The 16,548-nt window shown below is 63.9% G+C and carries 15 protein-coding genes and 6 pseudogenes; 11 read left to right on the top strand and 10 right to left on the bottom strand.

The features are described 5' to 3' along the window. Window positions 1–8: 8 nt before the first annotated feature. Both NW75_RS00335 and NW75_RS00330 read right to left on the bottom strand, forming a co-directional pair. A complete protein-coding gene (locus NW75_RS00335) occupies window positions 9–1,169 on the bottom strand; it encodes an acyl-CoA dehydrogenase family protein (protein WP_025549977.1) in 1,161 nt (386 codons plus the stop codon). 19 nt (window positions 1,170–1,188) lie between these two features. Then, window positions 1,189–1,980 (bottom strand): IclR family transcriptional regulator, encoded by a 792-nt coding sequence (locus NW75_RS00330; protein ID WP_025549976.1) that lies wholly within the window; start codon window positions 1,978–1,980, stop codon window positions 1,189–1,191. 400 nt (window positions 1,981–2,380) lie between these two features. Here NW75_RS00330 and NW75_RS00325 point away from each other — a divergent pair, with 400 nt between their 5' ends. From NW75_RS00325 to NW75_RS27130, 8 genes and pseudogenes are all read left to right on the top strand, one after another. Continuing rightward, window positions 2,381–3,283, top strand: coding sequence for an alpha/beta hydrolase (locus tag NW75_RS00325; protein ID WP_025549975.1), 903 nt, complete (start codon window positions 2,381–2,383; stop codon window positions 3,281–3,283). A gap of 288 nt (window positions 3,284–3,571) precedes the next feature. Continuing rightward, window positions 3,572–5,023: a flavin-containing monooxygenase gene (locus tag NW75_RS00320; RefSeq protein WP_197057666.1), complete on the top strand. Its 1,452-nt coding sequence runs from the start codon at window positions 3,572–3,574 to the stop codon at window positions 5,021–5,023. An 89-nt stretch (window positions 5,024–5,112) separates the two neighbouring features. Beyond that, on the top strand, window positions 5,113–5,868 hold the full coding sequence (locus NW75_RS00315) for an SDR family NAD(P)-dependent oxidoreductase (protein ID WP_033963016.1): 756 nt from the start codon (window positions 5,113–5,115) through the stop codon (window positions 5,866–5,868). 115 nt (window positions 5,869–5,983) lie between these two features. After that, complete coding sequence (locus NW75_RS00310) at window positions 5,984–6,664, top strand: transporter (RefSeq protein WP_156142941.1); 681 nt, start codon at window positions 5,984–5,986, stop codon at window positions 6,662–6,664. Between the two features lie 73 nt (window positions 6,665–6,737). Then, the gene (locus NW75_RS24820) at window positions 6,738–6,884 is read left to right on the top strand and encodes a hypothetical protein (RefSeq protein ID WP_197057665.1); all 147 of its coding nucleotides are present in this window, start codon (window positions 6,738–6,740) and stop codon (window positions 6,882–6,884) included. Between the two features lie 145 nt (window positions 6,885–7,029). Next, window positions 7,030–8,085: an alcohol dehydrogenase catalytic domain-containing protein gene (locus tag NW75_RS00300; protein ID WP_331385949.1), complete on the top strand. Its 1,056-nt coding sequence runs from the start codon at window positions 7,030–7,032 to the stop codon at window positions 8,083–8,085. 46 nt (window positions 8,086–8,131) lie between these two features. After that, window positions 8,132–8,895: pseudogene (locus NW75_RS27995) on the top strand (aldehyde dehydrogenase family protein); the annotation flags it as partial. A gap of 109 nt (window positions 8,896–9,004) precedes the next feature. After that, entirely contained in the window at window positions 9,005–9,583 is a 579-nt protein-coding gene (locus NW75_RS27130) for an aldehyde dehydrogenase family protein (RefSeq protein WP_269430238.1), read from the top strand. Here the strand turns inward: NW75_RS27130 and NW75_RS23310 are convergent. From NW75_RS23310 to NW75_RS00285, 3 genes and pseudogenes are all read right to left on the bottom strand, one after another. Then, window positions 9,533–9,795, bottom strand: a pseudogene (locus NW75_RS23310) (hypothetical protein); the annotation flags it as partial. The gene NW75_RS27130 and the pseudogene NW75_RS23310 sit on opposite strands and share 51 nt — an antisense overlap. Window positions 9,796–9,799: 4 nt before the next feature. Next, window positions 9,800–10,005: pseudogene (locus tag NW75_RS23305) on the bottom strand (arsenical-resistance protein); the annotation flags it as partial. Window positions 10,006–10,452: 447 nt separating this feature from the next. Then, window positions 10,453–10,710, bottom strand: a complete 258-nt coding sequence (locus NW75_RS00285) for a hypothetical protein (protein ID WP_033963006.1) — start codon at window positions 10,708–10,710, stop codon at window positions 10,453–10,455. A gap of 202 nt (window positions 10,711–10,912) precedes the next feature. Between NW75_RS00285 and NW75_RS00280 the strand changes: the two genes are divergently transcribed. Beyond that, window positions 10,913–11,365 carry a MaoC family dehydratase gene (locus NW75_RS00280; protein ID WP_033963003.1) on the top strand — a complete coding sequence of 151 codons (453 nt, stop codon included), beginning with the start codon at window positions 10,913–10,915 and terminating at the stop codon, window positions 11,363–11,365. Here NW75_RS00280 and NW75_RS00275 read toward each other — a convergent pair. From NW75_RS00275 to hisG, 4 genes and pseudogenes are all read right to left on the bottom strand, one after another. Continuing rightward, window positions 11,362–11,715, bottom strand: coding sequence for a HesB/IscA family protein (locus NW75_RS00275; RefSeq protein WP_033963000.1), 354 nt, complete (start codon window positions 11,713–11,715; stop codon window positions 11,362–11,364). The two genes, NW75_RS00280 and NW75_RS00275, sit on opposite strands and share 4 nt — an antisense overlap. Window positions 11,716–11,842: 127 nt before the next feature. Continuing rightward, a pseudogene (locus tag NW75_RS00270) lies at window positions 11,843–12,312 on the bottom strand (SUF system Fe-S cluster assembly protein). Then, window positions 12,309–13,505: a cysteine desulfurase gene (locus NW75_RS00265; RefSeq protein WP_033962997.1), complete on the bottom strand. Its 1,197-nt coding sequence runs from the start codon at window positions 13,503–13,505 to the stop codon at window positions 12,309–12,311. The pseudogene NW75_RS00270 and the gene NW75_RS00265 overlap by 4 nt, the downstream one beginning before the upstream one ends. 62 nt (window positions 13,506–13,567) lie before the next feature. Beyond that, window positions 13,568–14,231: pseudogene (gene hisG, locus NW75_RS00260) on the bottom strand (ATP phosphoribosyltransferase). A 161-nt stretch (window positions 14,232–14,392) separates the two neighbouring features. On the opposite strand from hisG, the gene NW75_RS25540 reads away from it, so the two are divergent. Next, window positions 14,393–14,653, top strand: coding sequence for a hypothetical protein (locus NW75_RS25540; RefSeq protein ID WP_231564808.1), 261 nt, complete (start codon window positions 14,393–14,395; stop codon window positions 14,651–14,653). Further along, window positions 14,539–15,495, top strand: coding sequence for a DUF2332 domain-containing protein (locus NW75_RS00255; protein ID WP_231564806.1), 957 nt, complete (start codon window positions 14,539–14,541; stop codon window positions 15,493–15,495). The genes NW75_RS25540 and NW75_RS00255 overlap by 115 nt, the downstream gene beginning before the upstream one ends. Before the next feature lie 169 nt (window positions 15,496–15,664). Here NW75_RS00255 and NW75_RS00250 read toward each other — a convergent pair. Further along, a pseudogene (locus NW75_RS00250) lies at window positions 15,665–16,548 on the bottom strand (alpha/beta fold hydrolase); the annotation flags it as partial.

The raw sequence follows: 16,548 nt of genomic DNA, 5'->3' as shown, positions 1-16,548 counted from the left end.
CGTAACGTTCAGGCAGCGGCATCGCGGATCATGTTCCGCGCAATGACCAGCTGCTGGATCTGGGTGGTTCCCTCGTAGATTCGGAACAGCCGGACATCGCGGTAGAAGCGTTCGACGGCATATTCGGCCATATAGCCCGCCCCGCCGTGAATCTGCACGGCGCGATCCGCGACCCGTCCCACCATCTCGCTGGCAAACATTTTGCAGCAGGCCGCATCGGTGGAGACATTGGCACCGAAATCCTTGCGGCGCGCGGTTTCCTCGATCATGCAGCGTGCCGCAAAAGCCTCGGCGCGGCTGTCGGCCAGCATCGCCTGCACCAATTGCTTTTCGGCGATGGGTTCACCGAATTGCCTGCGCTCCATTGCAAAGGCGAGGCTGTCGCGGATCAGCCGCTCCGCCGCACCGACGCAGACCGCCGAGATGTGGAGCCGGCCACGGTCCAACACCTTCATCGCGGTCTTGAAGCCCTGGTTCTCGCGGCCGGGGCCGCCGATGATGTTGTCGGCAGGGACGCGAACGTCCTGCAGGATGACATCGCTGCTGTGCGAGCCCTTCTGCCCCATCTTCCTGTCATGCGGCCCGACCGACAGCCCCGGCGTTCCGGCCTCGACCAGAAAGGCGGACACGCCCGAGGCATCGGTGGTTGTGGGGTCCGTGCGTGCGAAGACCGTGAAGACATGAGCGTGCGGGGCGTTGGTGATGAAACGCTTGGTGCCATTTAGGACGAAATGGTCCCCATCACGGCGCGCTGAGGTGCGCACCGACCCGGCGTCGGAGCCTGCGTCGGGCTCGGTCAGCGCAAAGGAAGCGATCATCTCACCGCTTGCAAGCTTCGGCAGGTAGGCCGCCTTCTGCTCCGGCGTGCCGTCGATGATGATCCCCTGCGAGCCGATGCCGTTGTTGGTGCCGACGAGCGAGCGGAACACAGGCGACGTCTGCCCCAGAACGAGGGCCGCGGCTACCTCTTCAGCCATCGTCAGGCCCAGACCGCCGAACTCCTCGGGGATCGACATGCCGAAAAGGCCCATGTCACGGATTTCGGCGATCAGCGCGGGCGGAATGGCATCTTCTTCCGCTACCAGTTCCTCGTTGGGGATCAGGCGCTCCTTCACAAAGCGGCCTAGTGTGTCCAGAAATTGTGCAAGCGTTTCGGGGTCTAGTGGCATGTCGTTCGAAGTCCTGAATTCAGTGGGCGATCGCCGACACGCGGCGGACGAGTTCGACAAGGCGGGGCGCGACATCGCTTTCGATCCAGTCGCGCGTCAGGTTCTGAGACGGCCCGCCACAGTTGAAGGCCATGGCCGGCGAGCCATCCCGCGGCACAAGCGCCACGGCAACGGCATTGACGTCCGGCTTCCATTCAGTGAGCGACATACAATAGCCACGCTCCTGATAGCATTCGATCGCAGCCTCGATCCCGCGCCTGACTTCCGCCCAGGCGGCCCCTTCGTGCTGCCCAAGCTGCTCGAACAAAGCGGCGCGCTGTTCGGGAGGGATGACGGAAAGATAGGCGCGCCCGACGGCGGTGGTTGCCATCTTGATATGGGCGCCGACCTCGATGGCGAGCGTTACCGCATTTTCCCCGCGGCAACGCTCTAGATAAACCATGGTCAGGCGATCCGGGCTTGCCAGGGCGACAGGCATCCCGGTGTGGTCGGCAAGCTCCTGCATGTAGGGCCTTGCGATCTGGCGCAGCGGCATGCCAGCCAGACAGGAGAACCCCAGCGAAAGCACCGGCGGCGCAAGTTGATAGCGCGCGGTGTCGGGATTCCAGCTCAGATAGTCGAGCTTGTGGAGGGTATAGGTCAGGCGCGAGACCGTCGACTTGCTCAACCCGGTGCGCATGGCGAAGTCGCCGTTGCCAAGTGCTTCTCCCTCGCGCCGAAAGGCGCGTAGAATTTCGAGACCCCGTGCAAGAGCGACCACGAAATCGCGGTCCTTTCCATCGCCTTCTGCGCGCTCCTTGCGTGGTCGCACGTTCGCTCCTCCCCGGCGGTCCGCCCTTAGATGACAAGGTTAGTGGCGCTATCGCCCCTGTCAATAGTGCGGAAAACTTTTCCGCACTGCAGAATACCTCATCCTACCGCCGATTGCTGAACAGTATTCTGACTGTCGGAATAGACACCCCCTCCACTCATGCGACGCGAACATGGTACCGGGTGCGCGACCGTTCCAGCCCATGCCGCGCGGAAGCGCGCCTCGATCGGGCAGCAAGAATATACAATGTATCGAGCAAGACTATTCAATACAGGCCACTTCAACCCCTCCAAGGTTGAAAATGTTGGGAAGACGTCACCGTGGCCAGCGTGTGCCGCGTGGATGCCGATCGAGCGGACTAAGATATCTGCAAGACAAACCGATCTCTTGGAGAGGAAGCATGATAATCAGCAAGGAGGCCGATAAACTACGGTCGCTCTATCAGAGTTGGACCGACCAGATGGTCGAAAATCCGAACCTCACTATCCTGAATCTGCGCAGCATGTTCGACGAATGGGGTCAGCCGGCGCTGGAGCCTGAGAACGTTACCTACAAGAGCGACCATGTGGGCGGTGTCGAGGCGATCTGGGCACTGCCCGCCGGTGCCGACACCAAGCGCGTGATCCTCTACACCCATGGCGGTGGCTTTTGCGTGGGGTCGGCCGACAGCCACCGCAAGATGGTCGGGCATCTGGCCAAGGCTCTTGGCGCGACAGCCTGCAACCTGCACTATCGCCGCGCGCCAGAACACCCCTTCCCCGCCCAGATCGAGGATGCTGTGGCCGCCTACAAGGCGCTGCTGGCCAAGGGATTTGATGCGAAGAATATCCTAACGGCGGGCGACAGCGCAGGGGGCAACCTTGCCGTCGCCTCGGTTTTGAAGTTCCGCGAGCTTGGCCTGTCGCTGCCGGGTGCCGTCATCGCCTATTCGCCCTGGCTCGATATGGCGCTGCGCGGCAAGACGTTGGAAACCAATGCCGGGACGGACGCTCTTGTCAGCCGTGCCATCCTGGAAGGGATGGCGGGCATGTTCCTGGGCGGTGCAACCGACCCGCTCAACCCGCTGGCCAACCCGCTGGAGAACGACTTCACCGGCTTCCCGCCGCTCTACATCACCTGCGGAAGCGCCGAGACGCTGCAAAGCGACTCGGAGGCGCTCTATGCCAAGGCCAAGGCCGCGGGCGTGAAGACGACGCTTTCGGTGGTTCCCGGCATGCAGCACGTCTTTCCGTCGCTGGCGGGCCGTGCGCCCGAGGCCGATCAGGAACTGGCCCGCATCGCCGCCTGGTATCGCGCGCTGTGAACCCGCCGCCCAGCGTCGCTGGGCGGCCTGACGCGTCAAGACAGTCAATCCGGTACCAGGCCCGTATCGCACGGGGCTTCGGAGCTATGATATGGAAAGATCAATGACCAAGACTCTTGAAACCACCAAGACCAAAGGCGCCGATTTCGATGCTGTCGTCGTCGGCGCGGGCTTCGGTGGCCTCTACTCCGTTTACAAACTTCGCAATGAGCAAAGCCTGAACGTCAAGGCCTATGACGCGCCGGCGATGTCGGCGGCACCTGGTTCTGGAACCGCTATCCAGGAGCCTTGTCGGACACGGAAAGCTTCGTCTACCGCTATTCCTTCAGCGGCGAATTGCTGCAGAAAGGCCACTGGAAGACCCGCTACCTGACCCAGCCCGAGATCCTCTCCTACATGAACGAAGTGGCGGATACCTACGATCTGCGCCGCAGCTACGAGTTCAACACCCGCGTCACCGCAGCCCGTTTCAACGAGAAAACCGGGCTCTGGCATGTGACCACCGACAAGGGACAGACCGTCACGGCGAAATACCTCATCACCGGTCTTGGCCTTCTCTCGGCGACGAACCTGCCGACGTTCAAGGGCATCGACAGCTTCAAGGGACAGATCCTGCACACCGGTGCCTGGCCGGAGGGGGGCGACCTGAAGGGCAAGCGCGTGGGCATCATCGGTACCGGCTCGACCGGGACTCAGGTAATCACCGCCACCGCCCCCATCGCGAAACACCTGACGGTGTTCCAGCGTTCGCCGCAATATGTTGTGCCGATCGGGAACACGCCGCAGGACGAGGCGACGATCGCTGCGCAGATGGCCAGCTATGACGACATCTGGAAACAGGTGAAATCGTCGGCCGTGGCGTTCGGCTTCGAGGAAAGCACCATCCCCGCGGAAACAGCCACGCCCGAGGAACGTGAGCGCGTGTTCGAGGCGGCATGGCAGCGCGGCGGCGGTTTCTACTTCATGTTTGGCACCTTCTGCGACATCGCCACCAGCCAGATCGCCAATGACGCGGCGGCCGACTTCATCAAGAAGAAGATCCGGCAGATCGTGAAGGATCCCGAGACCGCGAGGAAGCTGACGCCGACCGACCTCTACGCCAAGCGGCCCTTGTGCGGGAGCGACTACTACGGGGTCTACAACCGCCCCAACGTCACGCTGGCCGATGTGAAAGCTGATCCGATCGCGGAATTTACCCCGACCGGCATCCGTCAGGAAAGCGGCGCCGAGCATGAACTGGACGTGGTGATCTTCGCTACCGGCTTTGACGCGGTGGACGGCAACTACACGAGGATGGACCTGCGCGGCCGCGGCGGCCTGACGATGCGCGACAAGTGGAAGGACGGCCCCTTGGGCTATCTGGGCATGATGGAGGCGGATTTCCCGAATCTCTTCATGATCCTTGGCCCGAACGGCCCCTTCACAAACTTGCCGCCAAGCATCGAGACGCAGGTCGAATGGTTTTCGGACACCATCGAAATGATGGAGGCCAAGGGTCTGAAGAGCATCGAGCCGACCGAGGCTGCCCGCGACGAATGGGTCGCCCTGTGCCGCACGATTGCCGACATGACCCTGTTCCCGAAAGCTGACAGCTGGATCTTCGGTGCCAACATCCCCGGCAAGAAGAACGCGGTCATGTTCTACCTGGCGGGCCTTGGCAACTACCGCGCTGCGATCGACGCGGTGAAGGGTGGTGGCTACCAGACCATGATCTTCAACCGCGAGACGGTCGCAGGCTGAGGCTGCGGATCGGCGGCAGGCCCGGGGCGATGGTTCCAGGCCCGGTTCTGCGGAAGAGAGCAAGAAGAGAGCAACAAAGGAGAGAATCTGTGGGACGTGTATCGGGAAAAGTCGCCCTCGTGACGGGCGCTGCGATGGGGATGGGCAAGTCCCACTCCGAACTTCTGGCGCGCGAGGGTGCGCATGTCTTTGTCACCGACCGCGAAGCAGCGGCGGGCGAAGCGGTGGCCAAGGGCATCGTGGCTGCCGGGGGCAAGGCCGATTTCATCAAGCATGACGTGACCAGCGAGGATGATTGGTCAAAGCTCATCGACGCCGTGCGCGCCAAGGCCGGACGGCTGGACATTCTGGTGAACAACGCCGGCATCCTGATCCTGAAGGCGCTGCACGAGACCTCGCCCGAGGAATTTGACCGGGTGATGAACGTCAACGTGAAGGGCGTCTATCTGGGCATCCGTGCCGCCGTGCCGCTGATGAAGGAATCGGGCAAGGCCTCGATCATCAACATATCGTCCATCTACGGCATCGCTGGCGCCGCGATGGCGGGGGCCTACATCAGCTCCAAGGGCGCGGTGCGGCTGATGACCAAATCCTGCGCCGTCGATCTGGCGGATACGGGCATCCGGGTCAATTCGATCCACCCGGGCGTCATCGACACGCCGATGACCAAGGATCTTCTGCATGCCGATCCGGAAGCGCGGGAGGCGCTCCTTGGCCCGACGCTGCTGAATCGGCCCTGCCAGCCCGAGGAAGTTTCGAACGCGGTGCTGTTCCTGGCCTCGGATGAAGCCTCGTTCGTCCACGGTGCCGAGTTGGTGGTCGACGGCGGGTACACCGCGAACTGACCGTTCCGGATCCGCTGCGAATGCGCAGCCCTGAACCTGAGATCTGCCGACAGCTTGCCTGTCGGCAGTCAACAATCGGGACAGTCGCAGAGCGCAGTCAACAATAGGAGAAGTGATGATGTTGGCGCCAAGAAAAAGGGTTCGGTATTCATTGTTTGTCGCGGCCGGGTTTGCTGTTCAGTGCCTGATGTCGGGGACCGCCGCGTATGGGCAGGATTCGCAGCCGCGCGACTTCGTGCCCTTACCGGCGGGAACGAACCTTGCGTTGGTATATTATCTTGGCAGCACCTCAGACACTTTGGTTGACGGGAATGGGGACGACGTGGCGGACTCCAATCTCGACACAAACGTGACCCTTCTTCGCTATGTCAAATATTTCGACCTCGCGGGAATGCGTGTTGACGTGAACGTGCTGCAACCCTTCGGAGGTCTGAACAATATGAGGATTGCCGGAACCGACATCGACACCAAGCACTTCTCCTCCGGGGATCTTACGCTTGTCGGTACGATCTGGCCGCTGAACGATGCCAAAAACGGACGCTACTTTGGCATTGCCACCTATCTCACCCTGCCGACCGGCAACTATTCTGCCACCAAGCCTAGCTTGGGGTCCAACCGATGGTCTGTCGCCGTTCAGCCAGCCTTCCTGTTCAATATCGCCCCCAAATGGTCGGTCGATGTTGTGGGGGGAGGTCACAATCTATGGGGACAACAACGATGGCCCCGGTGGCGTGCAAGTCGAGAAGGATGCAAGCTATACCGCGCTCGGCTGGGTCAACTACAATGCAAGCGATAAGACGATGCTCTCGGCTGGGGCCACGACAAGCCGGGGGGGCGCCGAAACGGTAGGAAGCATCAAGGGCGCGGACATGGAATCCACCACAGTTCGAGTGGCCTGGTCCCAGATGCTCGACCCGACAACGCAGTTCATGATGGAAGTTGGACACGATGTGGACGCACAGAATACGTTCAAGCGCGACACAACCCTGACCCTCCGGCTCGCGAAATTCTTCTGAACGGCGCGGGAGCGGTGGATCGAAATATTCTTGGGTAAGGCGGAAAGCGTCGATCGTCCGGAAACGAGTGATGCTTTCCACCCCATTCCAGCAACTGCAAATTCAAAAGCTACATCATTGGTGAGCTGTAACGGAGGAAAACATCATGCATTGCCAATGTGTTCATGAATTCGGTCAACCCCTGCGTCCAGACGACAGGCCGGACATGACCCCTCGCGGAACGGAGGTCATCTTGTCCGTGACCGCCGCCGGCGTCTGTCACACCGACCTGCATATTCGCGAGGGGGGGTATGATCTTGGTCACGGCCGCAAGCTGGAATTCGCCCAGCGCGGGATCGCGTTGCCGCTGGTGATGGGGCATGAAACGGTCGGGGAAGTGGTCGCCGCTGGCCCGGATGTCGGCACGCTCGACAGGGGAAAGAAATATGTGGTCTATCCCTGGATCGGCTGTGGCACCTGCGCTGTCTGTGCCTCGGGCCAGGAGCAGCTGTGCATGAAACCGCAGTTTCTCGGCATGCATGTCGATGGCGGTTATGCCACGCAGATCCGGGTGCCGCATCCGAAATATCTTCATGAGATCGGAGATATCCCACCCGAAAAACGCCGCACCGCTGGCCTGTTCGGGGCTTACGGCCTATGGCGCGCTCAAGAAGGTGGAAAGCACGCTGAAAGACCATGCGCTTCTGGTGATCGGCGCTGGCGGCCTTGGGCTGATGTGCGCGCAACTGTTGCAGGCGCTGGGGGCCAAGCGCCCGTCTTCGTCGATATCGACCCTGTCAAGCGGGCGTCGGCCCTTGCTGCGGGGGCCTGTGCGGCGGTCGATCCGCGCGCCGCGGATGCCGTGGCGCAGATTCATGCCGCCGCCGGCGAGGCGCCCCTTGCGGCGATCGACTTCGTCGGCGCCGAGGCGACGGCCGAGCTTGGCTTCGACGCTCTGGGCAAGGGCGGAACCTATGTCATCGTCGGGCTGTTCGGCGGGGCTGCCCCCTGGGCGCTTCCCCTGATCGCCGTGCGCGCGCTCACGATCCGCGGCAGCTATACGGGCTCCCCAGGAGAGTTCGCGGAACTGATGCAGCTTGCCCGCAATGGCGCGATCAAGCCGATTCCCACCACCTGCTACAAGCTGGACGAGGCTGAGGACGTGCTGAACAGCCTCGCCGGTGGCAAGATCGTCGGCAGGGCAATTCTGGCCGGTGTGTAAGTGACTCGACTGAAGGCACCACGAAGGCGGCGCCCGGGGGATCAACATGGAAACGACCTATCCTGATACTCAACTCCTGATCGACGGACGGTGGCGCGATGGCGCGCTGGGGCGGCGAACAGCCGTTTATGATCCGGCAACCGCAGAGGTGATTGGCCATTATGCCATGGCCGAACCTGCCGATCTGGAGGAGGCGGTGCAGGCCGCGGGCAGCGCCTTCGCGGCTTGGCGGGATGCCGGCGCCTATGCGCGCGGCAGCATCCTGCGCCAGGCGGCCGTGCTGCTGCGCGAGCGCGCCGATACCCTCGCGCCGTGCATGACGATGGAAATGGGCAAGCCCCTTGCCGAGGCGCGCGCGAGGTGATGTCGTCCGCCGATCTGCTCGACTGGTTCGCCGGCGAAGGCCAGCGCGCCTATGGGCAGGTGATTCCGGCGCGCTCGCCGAACGTGACCCAGATGGTGCTCAAGCAGCCGGTGGGTCCGGTCGTGGCCTTCACGCCATGGAATTTCCCGATGTCGCAACTGGTGCGCAAGCTCGGTCCGGCGCTGTCGGTCGGATGCACCGTCGTCGCCAAGCCGCCCGAAGACACGCCGGCCTCGCCGGCGGCACTTGCACAGGCGCTGCTGGACGCCGGGCTCCCGCCGGGCGTTCTCAACATCGTTTACGGCGAACCGGCTGACATCGCGAACTATCTCATTCCACATCCGGTGATCCGCAAGGTGTCCTTCACCGGGTCGGTGCCTGTGGGCAAGCAGCTTGCGGCCTTGGCCGGCAAACACATGAAGCGCATCACGATGGAACTGGGCGGCCACAATCCGGTCATTGTCTGCGAGGACGCGAATGTTGAGGCGGCGGTCGCGGCCATTGCGGGTTTAAAAGGTCCGCAATGCGGGCCAGGTCTGCATCTCGCCCACACGCGTGCTGGTCCAGCGGGGCATCTACGACCGCTTCGCCGCGGCGCTGGCGGAGCATGTGAAGAAGGTGCGGACCGGATCGGGGCTCGAACCGGCCACGGCAATGGGCCCGCTGGTCAGCGAGCGCCGGGTCAAGGCCGTCGCCGGCCTTATCCAGGAGGCAGTGAGCGAGGGGGCGCAGGTGCTGGTCGAGGGCGATGCGGCACCGCGGGCCGGGTTCTTTCAAGCCCCGACCGTTCTCACCGATGTCAGTCTTTCATCGCGCATCCAGAACGAGGAACCCTTCGGGCCGGTCGCGACGCTGTCGCCCTTCGATACGATCGACGAGGCGATCGCTGAAGCGAACCGCCTTCCCTATGGCCTTGCAGCCTATGCGTTCACCTCGTCGATCCGCAATTCGCAAAGGTTTCAGACCGAGCTTGAAGTTGGCATGCTGGCAATCAACCATACCCTTCTGGGATTGCCGGAACTCCCGCTTGGCGGGGTCAAGGACTCCGGTTACGGGTCTGAGGGCGGCTCGGAAGCCATCAACTCATACCTGATTTCGAAGCTCGTGACGCAGGCCGCAGTGATTGGAATCTAACACTTGGTGCCCGCGTCTGACGGCGGCGATTATTTTATCAGGATCGGCGGTCCAGACGAAGGGTTTGGGGCTTTCGTTGTGCTCATCCAGGAAGCGGTTGATGGCGACCTGAAGGTCGACGAGGAATGGAAGACGCCCCGTTTGAGCCGGTGGTTGGTCAGCCCGGCGAAGAAAACCTCGACGGCATTGAGCCATGAGCACGAGGTTGGCGTAGGCTACCCGACGCTCATACCAAGGGCGTGTCGCCTTCACGATTCTGACCAGGGACAGCATGACCGGAACTTCGACCAGCACGCCGACGACGGTAGCAAGCGCTGCGCCGGAGTTGAGACCGAACAGACTGATCGCGGCAGCGACCGCCAGCTCGAAGAAGTTGGACGCGCCGATCAATGCGGCGGGGGGGCGGCAACGCACCATGCCACGCAAATCGGCATCAGACTGCCGAAAGCGGCACGTCAGTGCCCTACCCCTTGCGCGGCCGGAAGCGACTCACCATCTTCGTCCCAGATCGATTTCGAGGCTCGACAATCATCCGTTGCGGGGTGAAGCCATCAAGCGCGGTGTCGGTTGAGCAGATACATATCGCAGGACAGGCAGGTGCAATTGAACTTGGGTATGGAGGTGCTACACGCTCGCTCCGCCGAGTGATGAACCCTTCGCGTTCGGTGCCACGAAAGCAGCCAAAGCCATATCTTGAGCATATGTCGAGTAAAGCTACGCTGCATCAGCAAATGCGGCGCGATACCGCTCGACTATCTTTCGCGAATTTATGGAGGGAACTCTGAAAAAAGTTCGAGACGTCCTGAAGGAGGGTCACCAGCGCAGCTCAGCTCCACCGAAGACCGCCGGACATGATACCGACACGTCGGTCATCCCGGCGTGCGCGCCAGTTCCACCACCTCGAAAGCGTAATCGATCCACCCCCGCTGGGTGGCGGCGTCGCGGGCGGCGGTGTGCTTCTTGCGGGCTTCCGCCAGCGATTTGGCGTGCCCCCAAAATACCTCGGTCTTGCCATTGCCAAGCTGGGCAACGATCCGCCAATAATGGGTGAACGCCAGCGACGTCGGACCGATCGTCTTCACATAGCCGTCGGACAGCGTAGCCGTCAGATAGTATTTCTTGGCCATGGCCGGTGCCTCGGGAACGCGATCACGCCGCCACTTGGGCGGGGTTTATCGACAGGTCCATGACATGCGATCGACGTCCCCTCAAGCCAAGGCCGAGGCGCGTCAGGAAAGGATGCAGAATGCGGAAGATTGAGTGCGAGGGCATCTGCCGATACAGGGTGAGGCACACCGCACGTGCTCGATCCGCGATCTGGCGTGCGGCATGAGCGGGCGCTTTTTCGACGCCTGGACGGTCGGCGACCGGATCGAGCACGCGCTTCACCGCACGGTGACCGAGACCGACAATCTGCTGATCACCACGCTCACCCACAATCCGCAGCCGCTGCATCTGGATGCGGAGTATGCCGGCGCGACCGAATTCGGCCGCATCGTCGTCAACGGCATCTTCACCTTCGGGCTGATGGTCGGCCTGTCGGTCGGCGATACCACGCTCGGCACGCTGGTCGCCAATCTCGGCTATGACAAGGTGGTGATGCCCAAGCCCGTGTTCGTCGGCGACACGCTGCGCGCGGAAACCGAGGTGGTCGAGCTGCGCGCGAGCAAATCACGCCCCGATGCCGGGCTGGTGGTGTTCAAGCACCGCATGTTCAACCAGCGGAGCGAATTGGTGTGCGAGTGCCTGCGGACGGCGTTGTTGCAGCGGACGCCTGGTTAAACGGTGAAGCTCTCGCCGCAGCCGCATGCACCCTTGGCATTGGGGTTGTTGAACACGAAGCCTGCCGTAAAATCATCCTCGACCCAGTTCATCGTCGATCCGATCAGATACAGGATCGACCCGCCATCGACGAACAAGGTGCCGCCGGGGGTATCGATGCGTTCGTCGAACGGCTTGGCCTCGGTCACATAATCGACCGAGTAAGCGAGGCCGGAACAGCCGCGCTTGGGCGTCGACAGCTTGACGCCGATCGCGCCCTCGGGCGCCTTCGCCATCAGCGCGGCGATGCGACCCTCGGCGGAAGCCGTCAGGATCAAGGCGGCGGGGCGTACCCGTGTGGTGGTGGTCATCGGCTTCGTCCTTCTTCTCCCCTCCCGCCTGCGGGAGGGGTTGGGGGAGGGGCTTTCCATCTGGGGAGCAGCGGCTTTCGCGAGGACTGCCCTCCCCTAACCCCTCCCGCAAAGCGGGAGGGGGATTTTATAGCATGCCCAATTCGAGCTTGGCGTCGTCGGACATCTTGGCCGGGTCCCACGCCGGGTCCCACACCAGATTGACCTCGGACGAGCCGATGCCGGGCACCGCGCCGACGCGCATCTCGACTTCCATCGGCATCGATTCGGCGACGGGGCAATGCGGCGTGGTCAGCGTCATGGTGACGACGGCATGGCCCGCCTCGGTCACATCGACACCGTAGATCAACCCGAGATCGTAGATGTTGACCGGAATTTCGGGGTCGTAAATGCCCTTCAGCGCCTCGACCACCGCCTCGTACAGCGCGCCGCCAGGCTCGCCCGCCGCATCGCCCGCTGGCTTTTGCGCGAGAAAGCCTTCGAGATAGTCGCGCTTGCGCTCGAGCGTCTGGCCCGGCGTTTCCTCCGCCGCCTCGACCCGCGCGCGCGGCGCTGCTCGACCGCGCTCACTTCCTCGATTTCGATCCGGTCGCTCATCCGAAAATCCTCGTTACCCGTTCAATCCCGCGCACCAGCGCGGCAACATCGTCTGCAGTGTTGTAAACGCCAAAGCTGGCGCGCGCCGTCGCATCGACGCCGAGCGTCTCCATCAGCGGTTGCGCGCAGTGATGCCCGGCGCGCACCGCGACGCCCGCTTCGTCCAAGATGGTGCCGATGTCGTGCGGATGCACCCCCTGGATGCTGAAACTGACGATTCCGGCGGAATCCTCGGGCCCGAACAGCGCCACCGAATTGATCTGCGACAGCGCCTCGCGCGTCAGCGTGACCAACGCGGTTTCATGCGCGTGGATACGGTCGAGCCCGATGCTCTCGACATAGTCGATCGCGGCATGGAGCCCGAGCACGCCGACGATATGCGGCGTGCCCGCCTCGAACCGGCCCGGCGGGGGGGCATAGGTCGTCTTGGCGAAGCTGACCTTGTCGATCATCGACCCGCCACCCTGATAAGGCGGCATCGCTTCGAGCAAATCGGGCCGCGCCCACAGCACGCCGATGCCGGTAGGGCCGTAGAGCTTGTGGCCGGAGAAGACGTAGAAATCGCAATCGAGCGCAGCGACGTCGACCGCCATGCGCGGCACCGCCTGGCAACCGTCGAGCAGGAGTTTCGCCCCGACCGAATGCGCGATATCGGCGGCATGACGGGCATCGAGCACCGAGCCGAGCACGTTGGAGACATGCGCCAGCGCGACCAGCTTGTGGGCGGGCGTGATCATCGCCGCCATCGCGTCGAGGTCGATCTTGTGGTCGGGCGTCAGCGGGATGACGTCGATCGCCACGCCCAGCCGCTCGGCCACCATTTGCCACGGCACGATGTTGGAATGGTGCTCAAGCTGGCTCAGCAGGATGCGGTCGCCCGCCTGCAACTGGGTGCCCGCCCAGCATTGCGCCACGAGGTTGATGCCCTCGGTCGCGCCGCGCACGAACACGATTTCGTTTTCGGAAGCCGCGTTCAGGAAGCCAGCCACGCGCCGCCGCGCCGCCTCGAAGGCGAGCGTCATGTCGGCCGAGCGTTGGTACACGCCGCGATGCACGGTGGCATAGCTCGTGTCATAGCCGCGCGTGATCGCATCGATCACCGCTTGCGGCTTTTGCGCGGTGGCGGCGGTGTCGAGATACGCCCAGCCTGCGGGGATGGCGGGGAAATCGGCGCGGTGGTCGAGGGCTGCCAAAACCCCTCTCCATCGGGAGAGGGAGGGAGGAGCGAAGCGACGGAAGGGTGAGGGTCAAGCGTTCACGCCGCCACCTCCTGCGCAACCGCCCGGCGGAACGCCTCGACCAGCGGCACCACTTGCCCGCGCGTCTTGAACGCGGCGCGGTTGACGATCAGGCGGCTGGTCACCTCGCAAATCACTTCGACCTCGACCAGGCCGTTTTCCTTCAACGTGCGGCCCGACGACACCAGATCGACGATGCGCGGGGCGAGGCCGAGCAAAAGGCGCGAGTTCCATCGCGCCGTTCAGCTTGACGCATTCCGCCGAGACGCCGCGGCGTGCGAAATGCGCTTCGGTGACGTGCGGATATTTGGTGGCGACGCGGACATGGCTCCAGCCGCGCGGATCGTCCTGCGCGGCCATTGCGGCGGGCTCGGCGACCGACAGGCGGCAATGGCCGATGCCGAGATCGACCGGGGCATAAAGCTCCGAATAATCGAATTCCGCCAGCACGTCCGACCCGACGATGCCAAGCTGCGCGGCACCGTGTGCGACGAAGGTGGCGACGTCGAACGCGCGGACGCGGATCAAGTCGATGCCGGGATTGTTGGTCGAGAAGCGCAAGGCGCGCGAATCCTCGTCGCGAAAGGCGGCTTCGGGAACGATTCCGGCGCGTTCGAGCAGCGGAACAGCCTCGGCGAGGATGCGGCCCTTGGGCACGGCGATGATGATGGGATCGGCCATATCCGCCGGGCTTTACTTGCGGGCGGGGGTGGGCGCAACAACGGGGCCGGACGATACCCCCCCCCGTTCGTTTCGAGCGCAGTCGAGAAACAGCAGCGCCGCGCCAGGCCCGGTTTCTCGACGACGCTCGAAACGAACGGATATGCAAACGGAGATGGCAGATGGCGAGCGAGCAGAATAATCGCGGGGCGTTCCTGATTCAGCAGCATTATTGCGACGCCAATGCCGCGCCGATTTATGGCCGGATGTGCGCGGCGGTGGCGGCGGGGCTGACGCGCGACACCGCGATGGGCGCGCGCATCCTCGATTGGCCGGGCGAGCCGACGCGCGATGCGTTGCCGCTGCGCTTTTTGGCGGGCTGCATGCGCTGGTGCAGGCGGGCAGGGATGACGGGCTGGCGGCGGTCTTTGCGGGACGCGTGACCGAACAGGCCGAGATTATCGCCACGCTGGAGCGGGTGCTGGCCGAACACGAAGCGGCGCTGCTGCCGTGGCTCGACGGGCCGCCGCAGACCAATGAGCCGGGGCGATCGGCGGCGTTGCTGCTGGGGCTGATCGAGATCGCACGGCGGCACGGGCCGAGGATCGAGCTGCTCGAGATCGGGTCGAGCGCGGGGCTGAATTTGCTGATCGACCGCTATCGCTTCGATCTGGGCGGGACCTTTTATGGGCCTGCCGACTCGCCGGTGACGATTACGCCTGAGTGGGGCGGGCCGCCTGCGCCGGTGGTGCCGCTGGAGATCGTGTCGGTGCGTGGCTGCGACGTCCAGCCGCTCGATGCGACCGATCCCACGGTGGCGGCGCGGCTGGCAGCCTATGTCTGGCCCGAGACGCCCGAACGGCTGGTGCGGGTGCGCGCGGCGATCGCGATGCAGGTCGAACGCGGGGTCGATCTGGTGCAGGCCGATGCCGCCGACTGGATCGAAGCGCGGCTGGCCGAGCCACAGGAAGCGGGCGTGACGCGCGTGCTGATGCATTCGGTGGTGTGGCAATATCTGCCCGAGCCGGTGGCCGAGCGCATCCGCGCTGCGATGAAGGCGGCGGGCGCGCGGGCGAGCGCGGAGCGGCCGCTCGGCTGGGTGATGATGGAGCCCGATCGGGCGCTCGGGCATCAGGTGGTGCGGGCGCGGTCGTGGCCGGGCTCAGGGGAATGGGCGACGGTTGCGACGGCGCATGCGCATGGGACGTGGGTCGATACGGGGGCAGAGTCCGGGGATGCGCTGCCTTCGGTCGCGTTGCCTGAAGCGGCGCGGGTGCGCGTTTGATCCTCCCCGGCACGGGGAGGGGACCGCCAGCCTTCTTCAGGCTGGTGGTGGAGGGGGGCTGCCACGGGCGGACCGCTTGGGGAGAGCCCCCTCCACCGTTCGCTGAATGCTCACGGTCCCCCTCCCCGTTCCGGGGAGGATTTAGGTGGCGTCCCCGTACCGGGGAGGATTAGGGTTCCCACTCCCGGATTGCCGCGACGATCGCGTCGGGGTTTTCCCAGGGGACGAAATGCCCGGCATCGACCTTGACCAGCGTCAGGTCGGGGACGAGCGCGTCGAGACCTTCGAGCTGGCTTGGTAGGAGGGCGGCGTCCTTGAGGCCCCACACCACCAGCGTCGCTGCTGGATCGGGGGAAACGGCGCGTCGAGAAAGGCCGGGCGCTCGGGCGTTTCGTCCATTGCCGGGACGATAATCGGGCTGGCGCGATACCAGTTGAGCATGGCGGTGAGCGCGCCGCGCTGGCCCCATTGGTCGAGATAGATGGGCTTTTCCTCGGCCAGCTTGGCGAGATCGGTATGCGCCGAAAAGCTGCCGTCGAAGAACGCCGACAGGCCGATACCGGCAACGTGCTTTTCGAAATCGGGGTTGCGGAAGGCGCGGATATATTGGCTCGCCGCGCGCTGCGCCATGTCGTCGAACAGCGTGCGCTGAAAGACGAACGGGTGCGGCGCGTTGACGATCACCAGCCGCGTGATGCGCTTAGGGTTTTGCAGCGCCGCCATCCACGCGATCGCGCCGCCCCAATCATGGCCCACCAGCGTGAAGGTGGTGAGGCCGAAATGATCGGCGAGCGCGAGCAAGTCGGCGACCATCTTGTCGGGGGTATAATCGGACACATTTGCTGGCTTGGACGAGCGCGCGAAACCGCGCTGGTCGGGCGCGATGACGAAATGATCGGCGCTGAGCTGCGGGATGACGTGCCGCCAGGTGCGGTGCGATTCGGGGAAGCCGTGGAGCAGGATGATCGGCGGGTGCGCCGGGTCGCCGGCGGTGGCGACGTCGAGCGTTACGCCGGTCGGGAGGGGGATGGGGGTAAGGGTGAAGGTGGGCAT

Source organism: Sphingomonas sp. Ant H11, assembly GCF_000797515.1.
Taxonomy (GTDB): Bacteria; Pseudomonadota; Alphaproteobacteria; order Sphingomonadales; family Sphingomonadaceae; genus Sphingomonas.
This window is presented reverse-complemented; position numbering and strand designations above follow the sequence as displayed.